18 protein-coding genes are annotated in these 20,016 nt (G+C 25.2%); 15 read left to right on the top strand and 3 right to left on the bottom strand.

Translation table 11 applies throughout. The annotated features are described in order from the left end of the window. The first annotated feature begins 2 nt into the window (after nt 1-2). From nuoG to HU701_RS03120, 11 genes are all read left to right on the top strand, one after another. A complete protein-coding gene (gene nuoG, locus HU701_RS01010; protein WP_178919481.1) occupies nt 3-2,726 on the top strand; it encodes an NADH-quinone oxidoreductase subunit NuoG in 2,724 nt (907 codons plus the stop codon). Beyond that, a complete protein-coding gene (gene nuoH / locus HU701_RS01015) occupies nt 2,723-3,691 on the top strand; it encodes an NADH-quinone oxidoreductase subunit NuoH (protein WP_158346119.1) in 969 nt (322 codons plus the stop codon). Before nuoG ends, nuoH begins: the two co-directional genes overlap by 4 nt. A 24-nt stretch (nt 3,692-3,715) precedes the next feature. After that, nucleotides 3,716-4,258 (top strand): NADH-quinone oxidoreductase subunit NuoI, encoded by a 543-nt coding sequence (nuoI, locus tag HU701_RS01020; RefSeq protein ID WP_158346121.1) that lies wholly within the window; start codon nt 3,716-3,718, stop codon nt 4,256-4,258. Nucleotides 4,259-4,276: 18 nt separating this feature from the next. Next, entirely contained in the window at nt 4,277-4,780 is a 504-nt protein-coding gene (gene nuoJ, locus HU701_RS01025; RefSeq protein ID WP_158346123.1) for an NADH-quinone oxidoreductase subunit J, read from the top strand. Nucleotides 4,781-4,815: 35 nt separating this feature from the next. After that, on the top strand, nt 4,816-5,118 hold the full coding sequence (nuoK, locus tag HU701_RS01030) for an NADH-quinone oxidoreductase subunit NuoK (RefSeq protein WP_158346125.1): 303 nt from the start codon (nt 4,816-4,818) through the stop codon (nt 5,116-5,118). Then, complete coding sequence (gene nuoL, locus HU701_RS01035; RefSeq protein WP_178919064.1) at nt 5,115-6,947, top strand: NADH-quinone oxidoreductase subunit L; 1,833 nt, start codon at nt 5,115-5,117, stop codon at nt 6,945-6,947. The genes nuoK and nuoL overlap by 4 nt, the downstream gene beginning before the upstream one ends. A 52-nt stretch (nt 6,948-6,999) precedes the next feature. Further along, nucleotides 7,000-8,529: a complex I subunit 4 family protein gene (locus HU701_RS01040; protein ID WP_178919066.1), complete on the top strand. Its 1,530-nt coding sequence runs from the start codon at nt 7,000-7,002 to the stop codon at nt 8,527-8,529. Nucleotides 8,530-8,535: 6 nt separating this feature from the next. Next, complete coding sequence (locus HU701_RS01045) at nt 8,536-9,993, top strand: NADH-quinone oxidoreductase subunit N (protein WP_178919067.1); 1,458 nt, start codon at nt 8,536-8,538, stop codon at nt 9,991-9,993. Between the two features lie 95 nt (nt 9,994-10,088). Continuing rightward, nucleotides 10,089-11,024 carry a TerC family protein gene (locus HU701_RS01050; RefSeq protein ID WP_158346133.1) on the top strand — a complete coding sequence of 312 codons (936 nt, stop codon included), beginning with the start codon at nt 10,089-10,091 and terminating at the stop codon, nt 11,022-11,024. A gap of 69 nt (nt 11,025-11,093) precedes the next feature. Continuing rightward, nucleotides 11,094-12,338 (top strand): bifunctional tetrahydrofolate synthase/dihydrofolate synthase, encoded by a 1,245-nt coding sequence (folC, locus tag HU701_RS01055; protein ID WP_178919068.1) that lies wholly within the window; start codon nt 11,094-11,096, stop codon nt 12,336-12,338. 37 nt (nt 12,339-12,375) lie between these two features. Then, complete coding sequence (locus HU701_RS03120) at nt 12,376-12,822, top strand: CvpA family protein (RefSeq protein WP_158346137.1); 447 nt, start codon at nt 12,376-12,378, stop codon at nt 12,820-12,822. 65 nt (nt 12,823-12,887) lie between these two features. On the opposite strand, the gene HU701_RS01065 is transcribed toward HU701_RS03120, so the two are convergent. Both HU701_RS01065 and ispE read right to left on the bottom strand, forming a co-directional pair. Next, nucleotides 12,888-13,835 (bottom strand): ribose-phosphate pyrophosphokinase, encoded by a 948-nt coding sequence (locus tag HU701_RS01065; protein ID WP_158346139.1) that lies wholly within the window; start codon nt 13,833-13,835, stop codon nt 12,888-12,890. Between the two features lie 38 nt (nt 13,836-13,873). Next, a complete protein-coding gene (ispE, locus tag HU701_RS01070; RefSeq protein WP_158346141.1) occupies nt 13,874-14,752 on the bottom strand; it encodes a 4-(cytidine 5'-diphospho)-2-C-methyl-D-erythritol kinase in 879 nt (292 codons plus the stop codon). A 199-nt stretch (nt 14,753-14,951) separates the two neighbouring features. On the opposite strand from ispE, the gene prfA reads away from it, so the two are divergent. The 3 genes from prfA (at nt 14,952) to sirB1 (ending at nt 17,795) form a co-directional block, all read left to right on the top strand. Continuing rightward, nucleotides 14,952-16,037, top strand: a complete 1,086-nt coding sequence (gene prfA, locus HU701_RS01075) for a peptide chain release factor 1 (RefSeq protein WP_158346143.1) — start codon at nt 14,952-14,954, stop codon at nt 16,035-16,037. Next, a complete protein-coding gene (prmC, locus tag HU701_RS01080) occupies nt 16,034-16,861 on the top strand; it encodes a peptide chain release factor N(5)-glutamine methyltransferase (RefSeq protein WP_178919069.1) in 828 nt (275 codons plus the stop codon). Before prfA ends, prmC begins: the two co-directional genes overlap by 4 nt. 124 nt (nt 16,862-16,985) lie before the next feature. Continuing rightward, nucleotides 16,986-17,795 (top strand): invasion regulator SirB1, encoded by an 810-nt coding sequence (sirB1, locus tag HU701_RS01085; RefSeq protein ID WP_158346147.1) that lies wholly within the window; start codon nt 16,986-16,988, stop codon nt 17,793-17,795. Between the two features lie 13 nt (nt 17,796-17,808). Here sirB1 and nadE read toward each other — a convergent pair whose 3' ends face one another. Beyond that, nucleotides 17,809-18,615: an ammonia-dependent NAD(+) synthetase gene (gene nadE / locus HU701_RS01090; RefSeq protein ID WP_158346149.1), complete on the bottom strand. Its 807-nt coding sequence runs from the start codon at nt 18,613-18,615 to the stop codon at nt 17,809-17,811. A 178-nt stretch (nt 18,616-18,793) separates the two neighbouring features. Between nadE and HU701_RS01095 the strand changes: the two genes are divergently transcribed. Then, nucleotides 18,794-19,999, top strand: a complete 1,206-nt coding sequence (locus HU701_RS01095) for an acetate kinase (protein WP_372675467.1) — start codon at nt 18,794-18,796, stop codon at nt 19,997-19,999. Nucleotides 20,000-20,016 lie beyond the last annotated feature (17 nt).

Below are 20,016 nucleotides of genomic sequence, written 5' to 3' on the forward strand. Positions count from 1 at the left end.
TGATATCTAAAATTTATGTAAATAAAAAAAAATACTATGTAAATAAATCTCATAACTTATTGCAGGTATGCTTATCAATTGGATTAGATATTCCTTATTTTTGTTGGCATCCTAAATTGGGTAGTGTAGGATCTTGTCGTCAATGCGCAGTAACACAGTGTAATAGTTTATCAGATTCTCAAGGACGATTAGTCATGTCCTGTATGACTCCTGCGATAGATGGATCTATTATTTTAACTAATGATAAAATATCAAAAATATTTAGAAAAAATATAGTAGAACTTTTGTTAACAAATCATCCACATGATTGCCCTGTATGCGAAGAAGGCGGTAATTGCCATTTGCAGGATGTTACGGCTATGAATAAACACCATATTCGAAATTATCGGTTCTTGAAAAGAACCCATAAAAATCAATACTTAGGTTCTTTTATTAAACATGAAATGAATCGCTGTATCGGATGTTATCGTTGTGTTCGATATTATAAAGATTACGCAGATGGTCGAGATTTCAACGTTTACGGTGCTAATAGTAACATTTATTTTGGTCGTGTAGAAGATGGGATTTTAGAAAATGAGCATTCAGGAAATTTAGTTGAAATATGCCCTACTGGTGTTTTCACTGATAAGACGCATTCTCAACAATATAATCGTAAATGGGATATGCAATATGCTCCTAGTATTTGTCAAAGTTGTAGTGTGGGTTGTAATATTAGTATAGGCGAACGACATGGCGAAATACGTCGTATAGAAAATAGATATCATCAAAATATAAATCATTACTTTATTTGCGATTTAGGGCGTTTTGGTTATTCACATAATAATTTAAAAAACCGTCCTAAAAATCCTTCTTATATTATTAATGAAAAATTAACAACATTAAATTTAGACGAGGCAATAAAAGAAGGGGAAAATTTTTTTAAACGCTACAAAAATATAATTGGTGTTGGTTCGTCGCGAACGAGTATAGAAAACAATTTTGCATTAAAAGAATTAGTTGGAGAAAACAATTTTTCCCATGGAATGTCTTCTGAAGAAGAATCTTGTTTAAAATTAATTTTAAATGTTTTTAAAAACAATAATTTATATATTCCATCTTTAAAAGAAATTGAAAGTTATGATTCTATTCTCATTCTTGGCGAAGATTTGACGCAAACCTCACCTCGCCTTGCATTGGCAGTGCGACAAGCTATTAAAAACAAAGCTAAAGATATAGCTGAGTCAAATGGAATACCTAGATGGAATGCAACTGTTATATCTAATATTTCGGAGAACTATAAGAACTCTTTGTATATTACTTACACACATGAAACTAAATTAGATGATGTTTCTGACTGGTGTTATTTCGCATCAACCGATGATCAATCAAAATTTGGTTCTGCAATTGCACATAATTTAGATAATAATTTACCAATTATTAAAAATTTAAGCTCTTTTTTGCTTGAGAAAGCTACTTTTATTGCAAAAAAATTACTTAATGCAAAAAAAGCATTAATTATTTCTGGTACAAATTCATTTAATACATCTATTATAAAAACAGCTATTAATATAGCTATATCTATAAAAAAACATAAAAAAAATCATGTTGCTCTGACTTTTTTAACATCTTCTGCAAATGCATTAGGATTAGGATTAATTGGTGGAATTTCTATAGATGAAGTATACCAAAGATGGAATCAAAAAAAAGCAGACGCTATTATATTTATGGAATATGATTTATACCGTTATTTTTCTCAACATGATTGTGATGATTTTTTTAAAAAAAGAAATAATATTTTAGTAATAGATCACCAATATACTAAAACTTATAAAAATTCTACACTTAGTTTACCTTGTTTAAATTTTTCAGAAAGCTCTGGTACTATAATTAATTTTGAAGGTAGAGCACAGCGTTTTTTTCAAGTGTATGATCCGATGTTCATTGATCAAAAAAACTGTCTTTATGAAAGTTGGAAATGGTTACATTTTATTCAGTGCAAATTTTTAAATAAAAAAATATCTTGGTTGAAATTAGATGATGTAATTGCTTCATATAGCAATAAGTACCCTATTTTTAAAAAAATAAAAATCTCTCTGCCAAATGCTGATTTTCGAATAAAAAATCAAAAAATTGCTCGATCTCCTAATCGTTGTAGTGGCCGGACTGCTTTAAAATCTAATATTGATATTCATGAGCACTCTCAACCTCAGGATATTAATACTATGTTTTCTTTTTCTATGGAAGGTTTTAACCAGCCTAATAAATCTTTTTCATATATTCCATTTGCTTGGTTTCCTGGTTGGAATTCTCCACAAGCATGGAACAAATTTCAAGAAGAAGTTGGTGAAGAATTAATTTCTGGAGATTCAGGTGTTCATTTATTTAAAGAAAATACAAAAATTAGCGATATTTATTTAAATTTCGAAATTAACATTGAAAAAAAATATTGGTATATAATTCCATATTATCATATTTTCGGGCATGAAGAACTAACACAGTATTCGTCTATTATTAAAGAAAATATAGTTGCTCCATATGCATTGATAAGTAAATTAGATGCACTAAAAATAGGTTTAAAAAAAGATTCTGTAATAGAATTTCATTGTGTAAATAAAAATTTTCGTTTAAATATAAGAATATCTAAGAATTTACATACAAAACAGATTGGACTGCCTATAGGAAGAAAGGATTTTCCTATTGATTTAGTTGGAAAAAAAATTAAATATATAAGAGAATTTATTAAATGAAATGCCTTGAAACAGAGATATTAGAAATATTTTTAGGATTTTTTAAAATAATATCATTCGTTGTTTTATTTATATTTTTTTCAGCGATGTTAAGTATTTTTGAACGTAGATTACTAGCATTTTTTCAAAATAGACATGGACCTAATCGAGTTGGTTATTTTGGTAGTTTGCAACTATGCGCAGATATGATTAAAATTTTATTTAAAGAAGATTGGGTTCCAAAATTTAGTAAAAAATTTATTTTTATCTTATCTCCAATTATATCTTTTATTTCTTTATTATTCGTTATCCCAACAATCCCCTTTATTCCAAATAGCCCTATAATTAATTTAAATATAGGAATTTTATTTTTTTTGATGATGGCTGGTTTATCTGTTTATGCAATATTGTTTGCAGGATGGTCTAGTAATAATAAGTATTCTTTATTAGGAGCTATTAGAGCTGCTGCACAAACCTTAAGTTACGAAGTATTTTTAGGTTTGTCTTTAATGGGTGTCGTTGCTAAATCAGGATCATTTAGGATTTTAGATATTATAAATAATCAAAAATACATGTGGAATATTATACCTCAATTTTTAGGGTTTTTATGTTTTTTTATAGCCGGACTAGCTATTTGTCATAGGCACCCTTTTGATCAGCCTGAGTCTGAACAAGAATTAGCTGATGGTTATCATATTGAGTATTCTGGAATGAAATTTGGTTTTTTTTTCATTGGGGAATATATTTCAATTGTTACAATTTCATCATTAATTACAGTAATGTTTTTAGGTGGATGCTCTGGTTTTGGAGAACCTAGATTTTTTTGGTTTTTTTTAAAAATGATGTTTTTTATTGTCTTATTTATTTTAATTCGAGCTTCTTTACCCAGACCTAGATATGATCAAATATTATCTTTCGGATGGAAAGTATGTTTACCTATGACATTATTAAATTTGCTTTTAACAGCTTTTTTTATATTAATTTAAACTTCGCTCAAAGAGATTTTATTTATGAACTTAAAAAAAATTATTATTGGGTTTTTTACGCAAATAAGAAGTATTTGGATGATTTTCATAAATATATTTTCTAAATCTGAAACTAAAATGTATCCAGAAGAAAAAGTTTATTTACCCCCTAGATATCGTGGGCGTATTATATTAACAAGAAATTCAAATGGAGATGAGCGTTGTGTCGCATGTAATTTATGCTCAGCAGTGTGCCCAGTAGATTGTATTTCTCTTCAAAAATCTGAAAAAATAGGTGGTCGTTGGTATCCTGAATTTTTTCGAATTAATTTTTCTCGTTGTATTTTTTGTGGTTTATGTGAAGAAGCTTGTCCTACTGCCGCTATTCAATTAACTTCTGATTTTGAATTATCAGATTTTAAAAGGTATAATTTAGTTTATGAAAAACAAGATTTATTAATTTCTGGCCCTGGAAAATATCCTGACTATAATTTTTATCATTTTTCCGGTGCTCTGATTAGCGGGAAAAAGACAGGTGAATTAGATATAGAATCATCACCTGTAAATGTTAAGACTTTATTACCATAACAGAGAGAGAATCAATAAATGAATTTTGTTTTTTATATATGCGCTTTTGTATCTATCATTTCTACATTTTTAGTTATCATTCAAAAAAATGCAGTTTATGCCTTACTATATTTAATAATTTCAATTTTATCGATATCAGGTATTTTTTTTACAATTGGCGCATTTTTTGCAGGTGCTCTTGAAGTTATTATATACGCAGGTGCAATTTTAGTGTTGTTTATTTTTGTTGTTATGATGCTAAATCTTGGGAAAAAAGATGATATAAAAGAGAAAAAAAATTTACATCCTGTTTTTTGGATAACACCAAGTTTTTTAACATTAATTTTATTTTTATTAATGACATATGTGATTTTTTTTCTCAAAGAAAAAAAAATTGAATTTTTTTTGATGAATACTAAAATGATAGGTGTTAATTTATTTGGTCCGTATTTATTACTAGTTGAACTTGCTTCTTTTCTTTTGTTGTCCGCTTTAGTTGTAGTTTTTCATATTGGAACTGAAAAAAATAAATCAAAAAAATAATCATAACCTATTAATTTTTATAAGGATAACGATTTATGATTTCTTTATTTCATGGTTTATGTTTGTCGTTAATACTATTTGTGCTAGGTTTAACATCTCTGATAGTTCGTCGTAATATATTATTTATATTAATTAGTTTGGAAATAATGATAAATTCAGCTGCATTAGCATTAGTAATGGTTAGTACATATTGGAAACAAGCAGATGGTCAAATAGTATATATTCTTGCTATTACATTGGCTGCGTCTGAAGCTAGCATAGCATTGGCGTTATTACTTCAATTATATAGAAATAAAAAAACATTAAATATCAATTTATTAAGTGAGATGAGTGGATGAATATTATTTTTTTGATAATTTTATTTCCATTATTTAGTTTTTTTATTTTGTCTTTTACACAAGGAACTATTTCTAATAGAAGTAAAGCTTATATAGGAGTTGGTTCAGTATTTTTTTCGTTTCTTGTCACTTTTTTTTATAGCATAATTTTTATTAATCATTCTTATCAATTTTGGGTTCAAAAATTATGGTGTTGGATTGATATTGGTACATTTAGAATAGATTGCAATTTAATTTTAGATGGTTTGTCTTTAAGTATGTTATGGGTGATTACAGGAGTAGGTTTATTAATACATATTTTTTCTATTTGGTACATGCAAAATAAAGAAGGTTATTCTCGTTTTTTTGCTTACACTAATTTATTTATAGCAAGTATGTCTTTATTGGTTTTAGCAGATAATTTAATACTTATGTACGCTGGGTGGGAAGGTATAAGTATTTGTTCTTATTTATTAATTGGATTTTATTATAAAGATATTAATAATAACAAGTGTGCTTTAAAAGCTTTTATTTTAACGCGTATCTCAGATATATTTTTGATAATTTCAATTTTTCTGATATATCAAAAATACGGAACTTTTGATTTTCAAAAAATAAAATTTTTATCAAATTTTATTCATGTAAATAATTCAATTATAAATTTAATAACATTTTTTTTATTAATAGGCGTCCTTGGTAAATCCGCGCAATTACCTTTGCAAACTTGGCTTGCAGATGCTATGGTCGGACCAACTCCTGTTTCAGCTTTAATTCATGCTGCAACTATGGTCACAGCAGGTGTATATTTAATAGGAAGAACATATTTTTTATTTGTATTAACACCAAATATATTGTTTATTTTAAGTTTGATCGGTATTTTAACGATATTACTTTCTAGTTTTTCTGCATTAGTTCAAACAGATATAAAACGTATTCTTGCATATTCGACTATGAGTCAAATAGGATATATGTTTTTATCATTAGGCGTGCAAGCATGGTCTGCTGCAATTATTCACTTAATTATACATGCTGTTTTTAAAGCATTATTATTTTTGTCTGCTGGTTCTTTGATCATTTTTTGTAATAATGAAAAAAATATATTTAAAATGTCTAAAACCGTTATAAAATGTCCTCTTTTATTTATCAGTTTTATTTTTGGGGGAGCATCTTTAATTTCGTTTCCGTTAATTACATCAGGTTTTTATAGCAAAGGTAATATTTTATTTAGCGTATTGCAAAGTGGTCATATTAACTTGTGTGCATTTGGTTTATTTGGTGCTTTATTAACATCAATTTACACTAGCAGAATGATTTTTATTTTATTTCGAAAATATAGTTTTTCTCAATTTATATACCAGAAAAAATTAGTTCATAACTTTCCTTTGTTTGTTTTATTAATATTTTCTAGCGCGTTTAGTATTTACATTATACCTTCACTATCTTTTGTATTTCCTATATTTAAATATTCTATAAATGAAAAATTTTTCTTTGAAATAATATCTAGTTCTATATCTTTTTTAGGTATTTGGATTTCATATTACTTATGGGTTAAAAATACAGATTTTATTGCTAAATTTTTAAAATTAAAAATCTTTCGATCTATACATAATTTTTTATTAAATGGATGGTATTTTGACTCATTATATAATTTATTTTTTGTTAATTCATATTTATCTATTTCTAATATTTTATTTTCTGATCCGTTTAATAAAATTAATATTTTTTTGATTAATATGATAAAAAATTTTAATTCAATTCTATTAAAAACTGTGAATGGAAACATAAAATGGTATATAGAATCCATGATATTAGGTGTGAATTTAATTTTTATATTGATTTTATTTTTTTAAAAAATTTAATTAACTATGTTGAATGTTTATAAATTATAGGAATATATCTCTGATGTTGCTTTCTTTATTAGTTATCATTCCACTTTTTGGTAGTATTATTTCATTTTTTTCTTCTAAATTAAAACAATGCGCGCCTCGTTATGTTGCTATACTAAGTATAATATTGACGTTTTTGATTTCTATTAAATTATGGTTTTTTGGAAATTTATATACTTATCAAATAAATAGTTATCCTAATTGGAATTATGAATTAATACTTAGCTGGATTCCAAGATTTGGGATTGAATTTCATTTAGCTATTGATAGTTTCTCGATTGTTATGTTATTTTTAACTTTTTTCTTAGGAATTATTGCTATTTTATCTGCATGGAATGAAGTGAAAGAAAACGAAGGGTTTTTTTATTTTAATTTAATGCTGGCTTTGACTGGAATTATAGGTACTTTTATTGCTTGCGATTTGTTTTTGTTTTTCTTTTTTTGGGAAATTGTATCAATTCCAATTTATTTTTTAATTGCACTATGGGGGAATAATAAAAAAGATAAAACCCACGCAATAAATGCTGCAAATAAATTTTTTATATATTCTCAAATATCTGGTTTATTAGTACTAATATCAACTTTGTTTTTAGTTTTTAGCTATTATCAAAAAACTAATATTTTTACATTTAATTATAACTTATTGCTATTTAATTCTATTAGTCCGAACGTAGAATATATTATCATGCTAGCTTTTTTTATTGCTTTTATTATTAAGATGCCTATTGTTCCATTGCATAGTTGGTTGCCGGATTTTTACGCAGAGTCTTCATATTGTGGCGCTATAGACATAATTGGAGCTTTATTAAAAACGGCGCCTTATGCACTTTTTCGTTATAATCTAACGCTTTTTCCTAGTGTAATGCAAAAATTTTCTCCTATTGCAATTTTTTTAGGTTTATTTAGCATTTTTTATGGATCCTTTCTTGCTTTTTCTCAAACGAATATTAAACGTTTAATTGCATATGCTTCTATCTCTCATATGGGGCTAATTTTAATTGCTATTTATAGTAATAGTGAAATTGCTTTTCAGGGAATAGTTATACAAATCATATCTAGTAGTTTATCTACAGCGGCTTTATGTGTTTTATCAGGTCAAATTTATAAATATTTTAAAACTCAAAATATTCTCGAAATGGGTGGATTTTGGTCCAATTTTTATTGGATACCTGCTTTTTCTTTATTTTTTTCTTTAGCAAATTTAGGGCTCCCAGGAACAGGAAATTTTATTGGTGAATTTTTAATTTTATTTGGAATTTTTAAAACATACTCGATTGTATCTATTATTGCTATAATAAGTATTGTTTTTTCTTCTATTTATTCCTTATATATGATGCAGAGAATTTATTATGGACCGTCTAAACAAAAAAATTCCATAATATTTCCTAACATAAAAGAATTTGGAATTTCAATAATATTAATTTTTACGTTACTTTTCGTAGGGTTAACACCGAAAAAAATATTAAATATTTCAAAAGATACTATATCTTCTATATATTGTTTTCAAGAAAAATTTATGAATTCTATTTCAAAGACAAGGTTGTAATAAACAATGATAATAAATCTACGAGAATTAACTGCTTTATTGCCTTTGTTGATTTTAATAGCAGGTTTGGTAATACTCATATTTTCTATTTCTTGTAATCGAAATCATTTTTTGGTTGCTGTATTAAGTGCATCTTTTTTAATTATAACGTTATTTTCATTATATTTTTTAATTTCAATTGTTCCTATAAATATTAGTATTTTATTTTATATTAATAAATATTCTATTTTTTATATTGCTATTATTTTAATATCTAGCATTGCTACTTGTGTTTTTTCATACTCATGGTTGTTAAATTACCCTTTTAATAAAGAAGAATTTTATTTACTTCTTCTTCTTTCAACGTTAGGTTCAATTCTTTTAACTATTTCAAATAACATGTCATCAATATTTATTAGTATTGAATTGATGTCATTACCTATTTTTGGTTTAATTGCATATTCAAACTATGTAAATTATGCTTTAGAGGCATCTTTTAAATATCTAATTTTATCTGCAATATCTTCTTCATTTTTATTACTCGGAATTTCTTGGATATATGCTATTTCTGGGGATTTAAGTATTTTTTCAATTAATCATGCTTTATTATTAGCATCTGATCATGAAAAGTTAGTTTTATTGTTTGGAATAGTAATGGTATTATTTTCTTTTCTATTTAAGTTGTCCTTAGTTCCGTTTCATTTATGGACATCTGATGTTTATCAGGGAACACCATCTTCAATTTTATCGTTTTTTTCTGTTTCTGGAAAAGTAGCTCTTTTTAGTGTTTTATTAAATATATTTTCATATAATTTTATAGAAAATAATAAAATGTTATATGTAATATTATTATTAATAAGTATTTTTTCTATATTTTTTGGTAATTTAATGGCTATTTTTCAAGTAAATATTAAAAGATTTTTTGGATATTCATCAATTTCGCAACTAGGTTATTTATTAATTATTTTGCTTGTGTTAAAAAATAATTATGTTCTTTCTTTAGAAACCGTTGTAATTTATCTTTTTAATTATTTATTTGTTAATATAGGATATTTTGGTATTATTCATTTGTTTTCCCATTCAGATAATGATGTAGATTTAATTGATTTTTATAGAGGTTTGTTTTGGTCAAAACCTGCTTTAAGCTTTATTATGACAATTGTTTTGCTTTCTCTAGCGGGCATTCCTATAACTTTAGGTTTTATTGGAAAATTTTATATTTTATCTATTATAATACAAAATCATTTATGGTTAATTGGAACAAGTTTTTTATTTGGAACTATATTAGGTTTATACGGTTATTTTAGATTAATTATTAATCTTTATTTAAAACCATCGAATCAATTATTAATTGATAATAAATTTAAACCTAATATTTGCATGAATATTCCGTCTAAAATTTTAGTATTATTTTCTGGAATGATGCTATTAATATTAGGATTATTTCCAAGTCCAATAATATATTTTTTACATTTAACTACATAGTTCATATTCAATTAATGGTATCTATTTTTTTAATTAATTTATAAATAGTAAACAATTTTTTTTAAATAAATTTTAATTAAACAAAGAGAGATTTAATGATTATTTTTTTTCTCGCTCCATTATTATTTTTCGGTTTTTTTTTAATTTTAATTATTTTTTTTTTAAAAAAATCTAGTTTTTTAAATAAAATAAAAAATTTTTTTCATTTATATCGTGGAATTTTTATTTATTTTTTTTCTTTTTTTTTGTTTGTTTCTGTACTATGGTTTGTAATATATAAAAATAGTAGCGTTAATATTGCAGATAAAAACATTATTTGTTTTTTAACAAGTTATCTATTGGAAATTATACTTTCCTTAGATAATGTTTTTATTTGGTTTTTAGTTTTTAAATCATTTAAAGTACCAGTTTCTTGTCAAAAAAAAATTTTATTCTATGGGTTATTAGTAGGTTTAATATTACGTGTTATATTTTCTTTTTTAGGTGTTTTTTTACTTTCTAAATATCATTGGATTTTATATTTTTTTGGCATTTTTTTTGTATGGATAAGTTTAAAAATATTGTTTACATCAAACAAAAAAGAAAATAAAAAAAATGTAAGTTTTCTTTGGATTTATAAAATATTTCCAATAATCTATGAAGCTGAGTGTAAAAATTTTTTTTTAAAAATAAATAATAAAACATTTTTTACGCCTTTATTTGTATCTTTAATTTTTATAGAATTTAGTGATATCGTATTTTCAATAGATAGTATACCTGCTATTTTTTCTATAACTCAAAATTTATTTATTGTTTTGTCATCCAATCTTTTTGCAGTTTTAGCTTTAAGATCTATGTATTTATTTATAGCTCCAATGATTAATCAATTTCCTATGATAGAATATGCTTTATCATTTATTTTAATGTTAATAGGATTAAAAATAATATTTGAAAAATTTATAACTATTTCAACTTTTCTTACATTTATTGTTATATTAATAATTTTAATTACTGCATTTATAATTAATGTTACTTTTATTAAAAACAAATAGTATCGTAATAATTATTAATATTTTTATAATGCATATAAAATACCAAGTTTTTTAAAATAAGCTGGAAATATGTGTAAAAAAAATTTTTCTTTTTCTATGTGGATTAAATATTTAGAAAAATTAGAAAAAAAAAATCAAACTAACTTAACAGAGATTAAAAATATTGCAAAAAAATTGAATTTATTAAATTTAAAATCCTTTTTTTTTACTGTAGGTGGAACCAATGGAAAGGGAACAACTTGTGCTATGTTAGAGAGGCTATTATTAGATTCAGGATATCAAGTGGGTTTATATACTTCTCCACATCTTTTAAATTTTACAGAACGTGTTAGAGTTAACGGATTATATGTTAGTGAGATACAATATGTTTCCGCTTTTTTTGCTGTATATTCTGTTAAATCAAATCATTCTTTAAGTTATTTTGAATTTGTTACGCTTGCAGCTTTATTTTTATTCAAAAAGTACCCCTTAGATGTTATTATATTGGAGGTTGGTTTAGGAGGAAGACTAGATGCAACTAATATTATAGATTCAAATATATCTATTATTACTAATATCAACATAGACCATACTTCTATTTTAGGTTCAAATCGATTTAGTATAGCCCGTGAAAAAGCAGGGATTTTTAGGAAAAATAAAATTTCTGTAATTGGAGAAAAAAATCTTCCAATTTCTATATATCAAGCAGCTAAAACAAGCCAGACAATATTAAAAATAATTAATAGAGATTGGCGTTGGAAAGAGCATAGTAACAATTGGGATTTAATTCATTCAAATATACAATTATATAACTTACCAATACCACAAATACCATTATCAAATGCTGCGATTGCTTTATCAGCATTATTTTATTCTAATCTTACAATTAATAGAAAAATATTAAGAAATTCAATATCTAAAGTACAATTACAGGGAAGATTTCAAATTATCTCTTATTTTCCAGTTATTATTCTTGATGTTGCACATAATTTTCATGCTGCTTCATATCTTGCTAAAAAAATTAATCAAATAGATATACAAGGAAAATTATACGTCATATTTGGTGTATTAAAAGATAAAGATATTTTATCAATTATTTCTCCGCTAAAAGATAAAGTTTATTATTGGTATGCCTCTCTTTTACCTATAAATCGAAGTGCTACTATGAATCAGCTAAAAAAAAATTTACCTGCTCAGAATACATTTTTTTTTCATAGCATTGATCATGCTTGGAAGAGTTTAAAAAAAGCAATAAATAAAAAAGATGTAGTATTAGTCTTTGGATCTTTTATAACTGTTTCAGAATTTATTTCTATCAAAAATAAAGAAATATAATGATAAAATAAAAATATTATTTTTTTTTTGGAAAACTATGATTTTAATAGATTTTATCATTCTTATTTTTGTTTCTTTTTCTTTTTTTTTAGGAATATTTAAAGGTTTTTTAAAAAATTTAATATCTACTTTATTTTGGGTATTTTTTGTTTATTTTTTTGCTAATTATATGTATTTTAGTAAATTTTATTCTAATGTTTTTTTAAAAAATGAAAACTATTTAGTAATTTCAACTATTATTATTTTTTTTTTTACTGTTAAAATACTGTTAAATTTTATTTCTAATAAAATAATTAAAACATGTAAATTGTTATATATCAATATGATTTTAGGGGGTATATTTGGTTTGCTTCGGGGTATAACATTTGTTTTTTTTATACTATTTTTTATTTATAAATGCAACAGTACTATCTATTTAAATTTATCAAAAAAATCTTTTTTTATTCATTTATTTTTTATAGTGATTTTAAATCATAAGTTTTAATATTTTTATTCTATACAATACTAAGCACATTATGTTATTACAATATAGTGTGCTTAGGAATATTTTTAATGTTCGAACATTGCAGAGATAGATTCTTCATTACTAATTCGTCTTATAGCTTCTGCTAACATTCCAGCTAATGTGAGTGTTCGTACATTTGGTAATAATTTAATTCTTTCTTGCAATGGAATAGTATCACAAACAACTACTTCATCGATAACAGAATGTTTTAAATTTTCCGATGCCTTGCCTGAAAAAATGGGATGTGTAGCATATGCAAAAACCCTTTTTGCTCCTCTTTCTTTAAGAGCTTCTGCAGCCTTACAAAGTGTCCCTCCAGTATCGATCATATCATCAACTAAAATACAATCTCGGTTTGCAACATCTCCAATAATATTCATAACTTGAGAAATATTAGGACGGGGTCTTCTTTTGTCTATAATCGCCATATCAGTATCATAAAGAAGTTTTGCAATTGCTCGGGCTCTGACAACTCCGCCAATATCAGGTGATACAACAATCGGATTTTTTAATTCTCTCTGCAACATATCTTCTAAAAGAATTAAGCTACCGAATACATTATCTACAGGTACATCAAAAAAACCTTGAATTTGCTCAGCATGTAAATCTACTGTTAATACACGATCTACTCCTATACTAGATAAAAAATCAGCTACAACTTTAGCTGTAATTGGGACTCGAGCAGATCGTACGCGCCTATCTTGACGTGAATATCCAAAATATGGAATTACCGCAGTAATTCTACCAGCTGAAGCTCTTCTTAAAGCATCTATCATTACAACAAGTTCCATAATATTATCATTTGTTGGAGAACAAGTTGATTGAATGATAAAGACATCACTTCCTCTAACATTTTCATTAATTTGAACACTAATTTCGCCATCGCTAAATCGTCCTACAGATGCATTTCCTAAATTTATATAAAGTCGATGAGCAATAAATTTTGCTAGTTTTGGAATAGAGTTTCCAGCAAATAATTTCATATCTGGCATAAAAAACCTTGTTTTTTATTTTTATTTTAATATTGATTTTAATTAAAAACATGAGTCTTTCTTTTATAAAAAACACGATGTAATGACGAAGTATTCATACCTTTAGCAATAAATCCTTTGACATTTTGAGGAAGTAAAGAAAATGTTTTTTGTGCAGATATTTTATCATCAAATTCTGCAAAAACACAGGATCCTGTTCCAGTCATTCGAGCAGGTGCATAAAGAGATAGTATAGAAATTAATTTTTTTATTTTTTTAAATTTATTGCTTACTATATTTTCAAAATCGTTACTAAATGGAGATTGCAAAAGTAATTTTATTGATTTTTTTTGAGCTTCACTTTTAATTAAAGAACTAGAAAATATATTTTTTGTTAAAATATGAATTTTAGGATAAACAACTAAATACCATTTTTCTTTTCTTTGAATAGGATGTAATATTTCACCTATTCCTTCAATAACAGATGTTTTACCCATGATAAACGCTGGAACATCTGATCCTATTTTAATACTAAATTTAGCTAATTCTGCCAATGTAAATTTTGTTTTCCATAGCTTATTTAATACAATTAAAACTGTCGCAGCGTTAGATGATCCCCCCCCTAATCCACTGCCCATAGGTATTTTTTTATTTAAGAATATTTTTGCTCCAAGAGTATGGCAATTAGTTTTTTCATAATATAATGCTTTTGATTTTAACAATTTTGCCGCTCTAATAATAGTATTTTCTTTTTTTAAAATTGTTTTTTTCTCAGTAAATAATTCAATATTCCCAGTGTTATTTTCAATTATTTTTAATGTGTCGCCATAATTAAGAAATTGAAATAAACTTTGGATATAATGATAACCATCTGAACGCATACCTGTAACGTATAAAAATAAGTTAATTTTTGCAGGAGAAGGCCATATATATGTCATTTTGTTTGTATTTTTAAAAAATTATTTTTATGTTAATATTTATTGAAATTATACTTAAAATTATCAAAAATGATATAATCATTTTAATTAGAAGATTTTAATTTTTTTTATTATTAAAAAGATATTATTTGTTTTTATTTAAAGTATATAAATATTTTTTTTAAGTTGTTTTATTGTATTTTAAAAAGGATAATATTATATGAACTTGTCTATTGTTAATAAATTAAAATCTTTAAAATATCGCTTTCAAGAAATTGAGTTGCTGCTTACTCAAAAAGATATTATATCTGATCAAAATAAGTTACGAACTTTATCTAAAGAATATTTAAAACTTTCTGAAGTTGTTCAATATTTTATTAAATGGGAAAAAATAGAGCATGATATAAAAAATGTTAATTCTTTGTTTGATGATAAAGAAGTTCATGATGCGGCAAAAGAAGAATATTATATACTTAAACAACAAAAAAAAAAAATAGAGAAAAAAATTCAAATATTACTATTACCTAAAGATCCTAATGATCAGCATAGTTGTTTAATAGAAATTCGAGCGGCTACAGGTGGAGATGAATCTTCTATTTTTGCAGGTCAATTATGTAGAATGTACATAAGATATGCTGAAAGTTATATGTGGAAAACAAAAATAATAAGTTCCAGTGAAAATGAAAAAGGAGGATTTAAAGAAATAATTGTTAAAATTACCGGAAAAGGTGCTTCAGGTCAATTAAAATTTGAATCAGGGGGGCATCGTGTGCAACGAGTTCCGGAAACTGAGTCACAAGGCAGAATTCATACTTCTACTTGTACTGTTGCGGTAATGCCTGTTCTACCTAAAACAAAAAAAGAAGAAATTATTTCATCTGATTTAAAAATTGATACATTTCGTTCTTCCGGAGCTGGTGGTCAGCACGTTAATACTACTGATTCAGCTATCAGAATTACTCATCTTCCTACTGGACATGTAGTAGAATGCCAAGACGAACGATCACAACATAAAAATAAAGCAAAAGCTTTATCTATTTTGTCTGCTCGTTTATACGCTGAAAAATTAGAAAAAAGTAAACGAGAAAATTCTTCTACAAGACGAATTTTATTGGGTAGTGGTTCAAGATCAGATAGAAACAGAACATATAATTTTTCTCAAAATAGAATTACAGATCATAGAATTAACCTAACTATATATAAATTAGATGAAGTTTTGGAAGGAAAATTAGATTTTCTTATTAAACCAATAACTCAAGAATATCAAGCAGATATGCTATCTACTTTATCTAAGTTTAAATTATGAAAATATATCAATGGTTAAAACAAACAATTAAAATTTTTTCTAATTTTGAATATCCTCGATTTGAAGCAGAAATATTATTAAGTCATGTATTAAAGCGTTCACGTTCTTGGATTATAGTTTTTGATCAAATAGAATTAAATAAATTTAATCAAAAAATATTAAAGAATTTCGTTGATCGAAGATCAAAAGGAGAACCTATGGCTTATATATTAGGAAAAAAAGACTTTTGGTCTTTATCTTTGAAAGTATCTCCAGATACTTTAATTCCTAGACCTGATACAGAAATTTTAATTGAAAAAGTGTTATCTAAGATCGATAGTGATCAAACACACATTCTTGATTTAGGAACTGGTTGCGGGGCTATTGCATTAGCTCTAGCAAGTGTTTGTTCAAGTTTTCAGATTGAAGCTGTTGACAATTCACATAAAGCCATTAAAATAGCTAAAACAAATGCATTAGAATTAAGTTTAAACAATGTTGTTTTCTTTTATAGCGATTGGTTTTCACATATAGATAAAAAATTTAATATTATTGTAAGCAATCCTCCATATATTAGTTTAAAAGAAATGAAAATTTTTAAAAAAAATCTTGCTTTTGAACCAGTTAATGCGTTATTGTCAAAAAACAATGGATTAAAAGATATTGAATTAATTATAAAAAAATCCAAAAATTACTTATTTTGTAAAGGTTGGCTTTTTATTGAACATGGATGGAAACAAAAATTACAAGTTCAATATTTATTTAAAAAATATAATTTTTTTAGCATACAATCTTACAAAGATTATGGGGGCAATGATCGTGTCACTATTGGACAAAAAAAATAGTAATATTTTTAAAATATTGCATAAAAATGTTAAATTTAAAAAATAAGAATCAAATATCTTTTTGTTGAAATATTATAAAATATATTTTAATTTTTTTATTTCTTATAAATATTAGTATAATAATATGAAATCTTTTTCAAAAAATAATTTATCTAAGTTGTCATTATTTGACTCTATTATATCTGCATCTCGTTTTATTCGAGAAGATTTTCCTATAGATTCTGTAGTTTTAGATATGTGCAATAAAATTAAGGAAGCAAAATTTTATATTTCATCTGAAATTGAGCCAAATAAAAAATTAAAAAAGTTATTAAATTTGTTTTATAAAAAGTGGAGTTTTGGCGGAGCAAGTGGTATTTATAAAATTTCAGATGTATTATGGATTGATAATGTATTAAAAACTAAACATGGTACTGCTGTATCTTTAGGTGTTCTTTTGTTGCATATTGCAAAAGAATTACAATTGCCATTAAATCCTGTAGCGTTTCCTACGCAACTCATATTAAGAGCTGATTGGTCAGATAAAAAAAAGTGGCTTATTAATCCATTTAATGGTGAAATATTAGATCAGCATACACTAGAAGTATGGTTAAAAGGGAATATTAGTCCGACAGCTGAGTTATATGAAAATGATCTATATCAAGCAGAATCTATTACTATTTTTAGAAAAATGTTAAATACTTTAAAATCAGCTTTAATGGAAGAAAAAAATATGGAATTAGCATTAAATGTAAGTAATGTTCTTTTACAAATAGATCCTAATGATCCATACGAAATCCGTGATAGGGGGTTAATTTATGCTAATTTAGACTGCAATCATGTTGCTTTAAAAGATTTGCTTTATTTTGTTGAAAATTGTCCAGAAGATCCTATCAGTGAAATCATCAAAGTTCAAATACATGCAATTGAACAAAAAAAAATGATCTTACATTAATTATAACTAAAATTTATCCAATGTTAAATATAGTTCTTTTGTGTTGTGTATTAAAATAAAGTTTTTCAATTATATTCTTTTCTAATATATTTATTTTTTTTCCTTCTAAATATGCATCTATTGTATTATATTTAACACCTAAAGAAATTTCATCTGGTTGCTGTGGGTTATTATCTTCAAGGTCTGCTGTCGGTGTTTTAAGATATAAACATTTAGGACAATTTAACTCTTTTAATAATAATTGAACTTGTTTTTTATTGAGTTGAGATATAAGATTAACATCTACTCCATGATCTCCATGTTTAGTAAAAAACCCTGTGATTATTTCTGCTGCATTTCCTGTTCCTACAACTATTCCATTTTGCATTGCAGCGATGCTATATTGCACTTTCATTCTTTCCCTTGCTTTTTCATTTCCTTTAACATAATCTGAAATTTTTATTCCTGCTATGTTTAACGATAATTCGCTGCTTAAAACAGCTTTTTTTATATTAATTGTAAAAGTTTGGTCTGGATTAATAAAATTTATAACTTTTTTACAATCCTCTTCGTCTTTTTGAGTGCCATATGGTAATCTTAATGCAATAAATTTATATAGTTTATTTTTTCGTTCTTTACGTAATTGCTCTATAGCAATTTGACATAATTTGCCTGTTAATGTTGAATCTTGGCCTCCACTAATAGCTACAATTAAAGATTTTAAATGAATATTTTGAAGTAAATATTTTTTTAAGTTTATAATACGATTTTCAATTTCTATTTTTGGTATAATATTTGGCTTCACATTGGTTAGTTTAATAATTTTTTTTTGTAATGTCATATTTTGTTTTGTTTATAAATTAGTTGAGATATGATAAAAATATTTATTTTGTATTAGGTTATTTTGTTTAAAATTAGTTATTATGTATATTATATATTAAAGTTAATAATTTTTAAAATATCATATAAAAAAAATTATTTTTACTTTTTTAAATTTAATAACAAATTGGTAAAAAATATTGAATAATTTAATTTTTGTACTAAATTGTGGAAGTTCTTCTATCAAATTTTCTATATTAAATCCACAAACTAAAAAAAAGTACTTATCTGGTTTAGTAGAATGCCTATTTTTAGAAAAAACATATATTAAATGGAAATATTTAGGAGTGAAATATAAAAAATATATAGGCGCTTATATATCTCATGAAAATGCTTTAAATTTTATTTTTAATCAAGTCTTATTTAAAAAACAGGATATATATAATAGTATTATTGGAATAGGGCATAGAGTTGTTCATGGTGGCAACAAAATAAATCAATCTGTTTTGATTAATGATGAAATTATTAATTGTATTAAAGAATCTGCTCATTTTGCACCATTACATAATCCTTTAAATTTAATAGGAATTAAAATAGCAATAGAAAAATTTCCTGCTTTATCAAAAAAAAATGTAGCAGTTTTTGATACTTCTTTTTATCATAAAATGCCTAAAACTTCATTTTTATACGCTATTCCTTATGTTTTTTATAAGAAATATCATATACGCCGTTATGGTGCTCATGGGATTAGTCATGATTATGTTTCACATGAAGCGTCTGTCATGTTAAATAAAAATTTTACTTCACTTAATATTATAACATGTCATTTGGGAAATGGATGCTCTGTTTCTGCAATTCGAAATGGAGTGTGTGTGGATACTTCGATGGGTTTAACACCTCTAGAAGGTTTAGTAATGGGCACTCGAAGTGGTGATATAGATCCTTCTATTATTTTTTTTATGAATCAAAAAATTGGTATAAGTATTGAAAAAATTAACACAATTTTAAATAAAGAATCTGGTTTATTGGGATTAAGTGAAAAAAGTAGTGATTTTCGTTATCTTGAAAAAAATTACTCTACTAATGAGTTAGTAAAGCTGTCTGTAGATATCTTTTGCCATCGATTATCTAAATATATTGCTTCTTATATCTGTTTAATGGACAATTGTTTAGATGCAGTCGTATTCACTGGTGGTATTGGAGAAAATGTATCATTAATTAGACAAATCACTGTGTCAAAATTACATCTAATGGGTTTAGAAATTGATATAAAAAAAAATTTTTTAATTAAAAATGGCAAGAGTGGTTCAATTACTATAAAGAATTCTATTCCTGTTTTAGTCATTCCTACAGATGAAGAGTTATTAATAGCAAAAAAAACAATGAAAATAATTAGTTCAATGTAATTATTTATAAATTTTAA

Source organism: Buchnera aphidicola (Aphis gossypii) (assembly GCF_013394915.1).
Classification (GTDB): Bacteria; Pseudomonadota; Gammaproteobacteria; order Enterobacterales; family Enterobacteriaceae; genus Buchnera; species Buchnera aphidicola_AZ.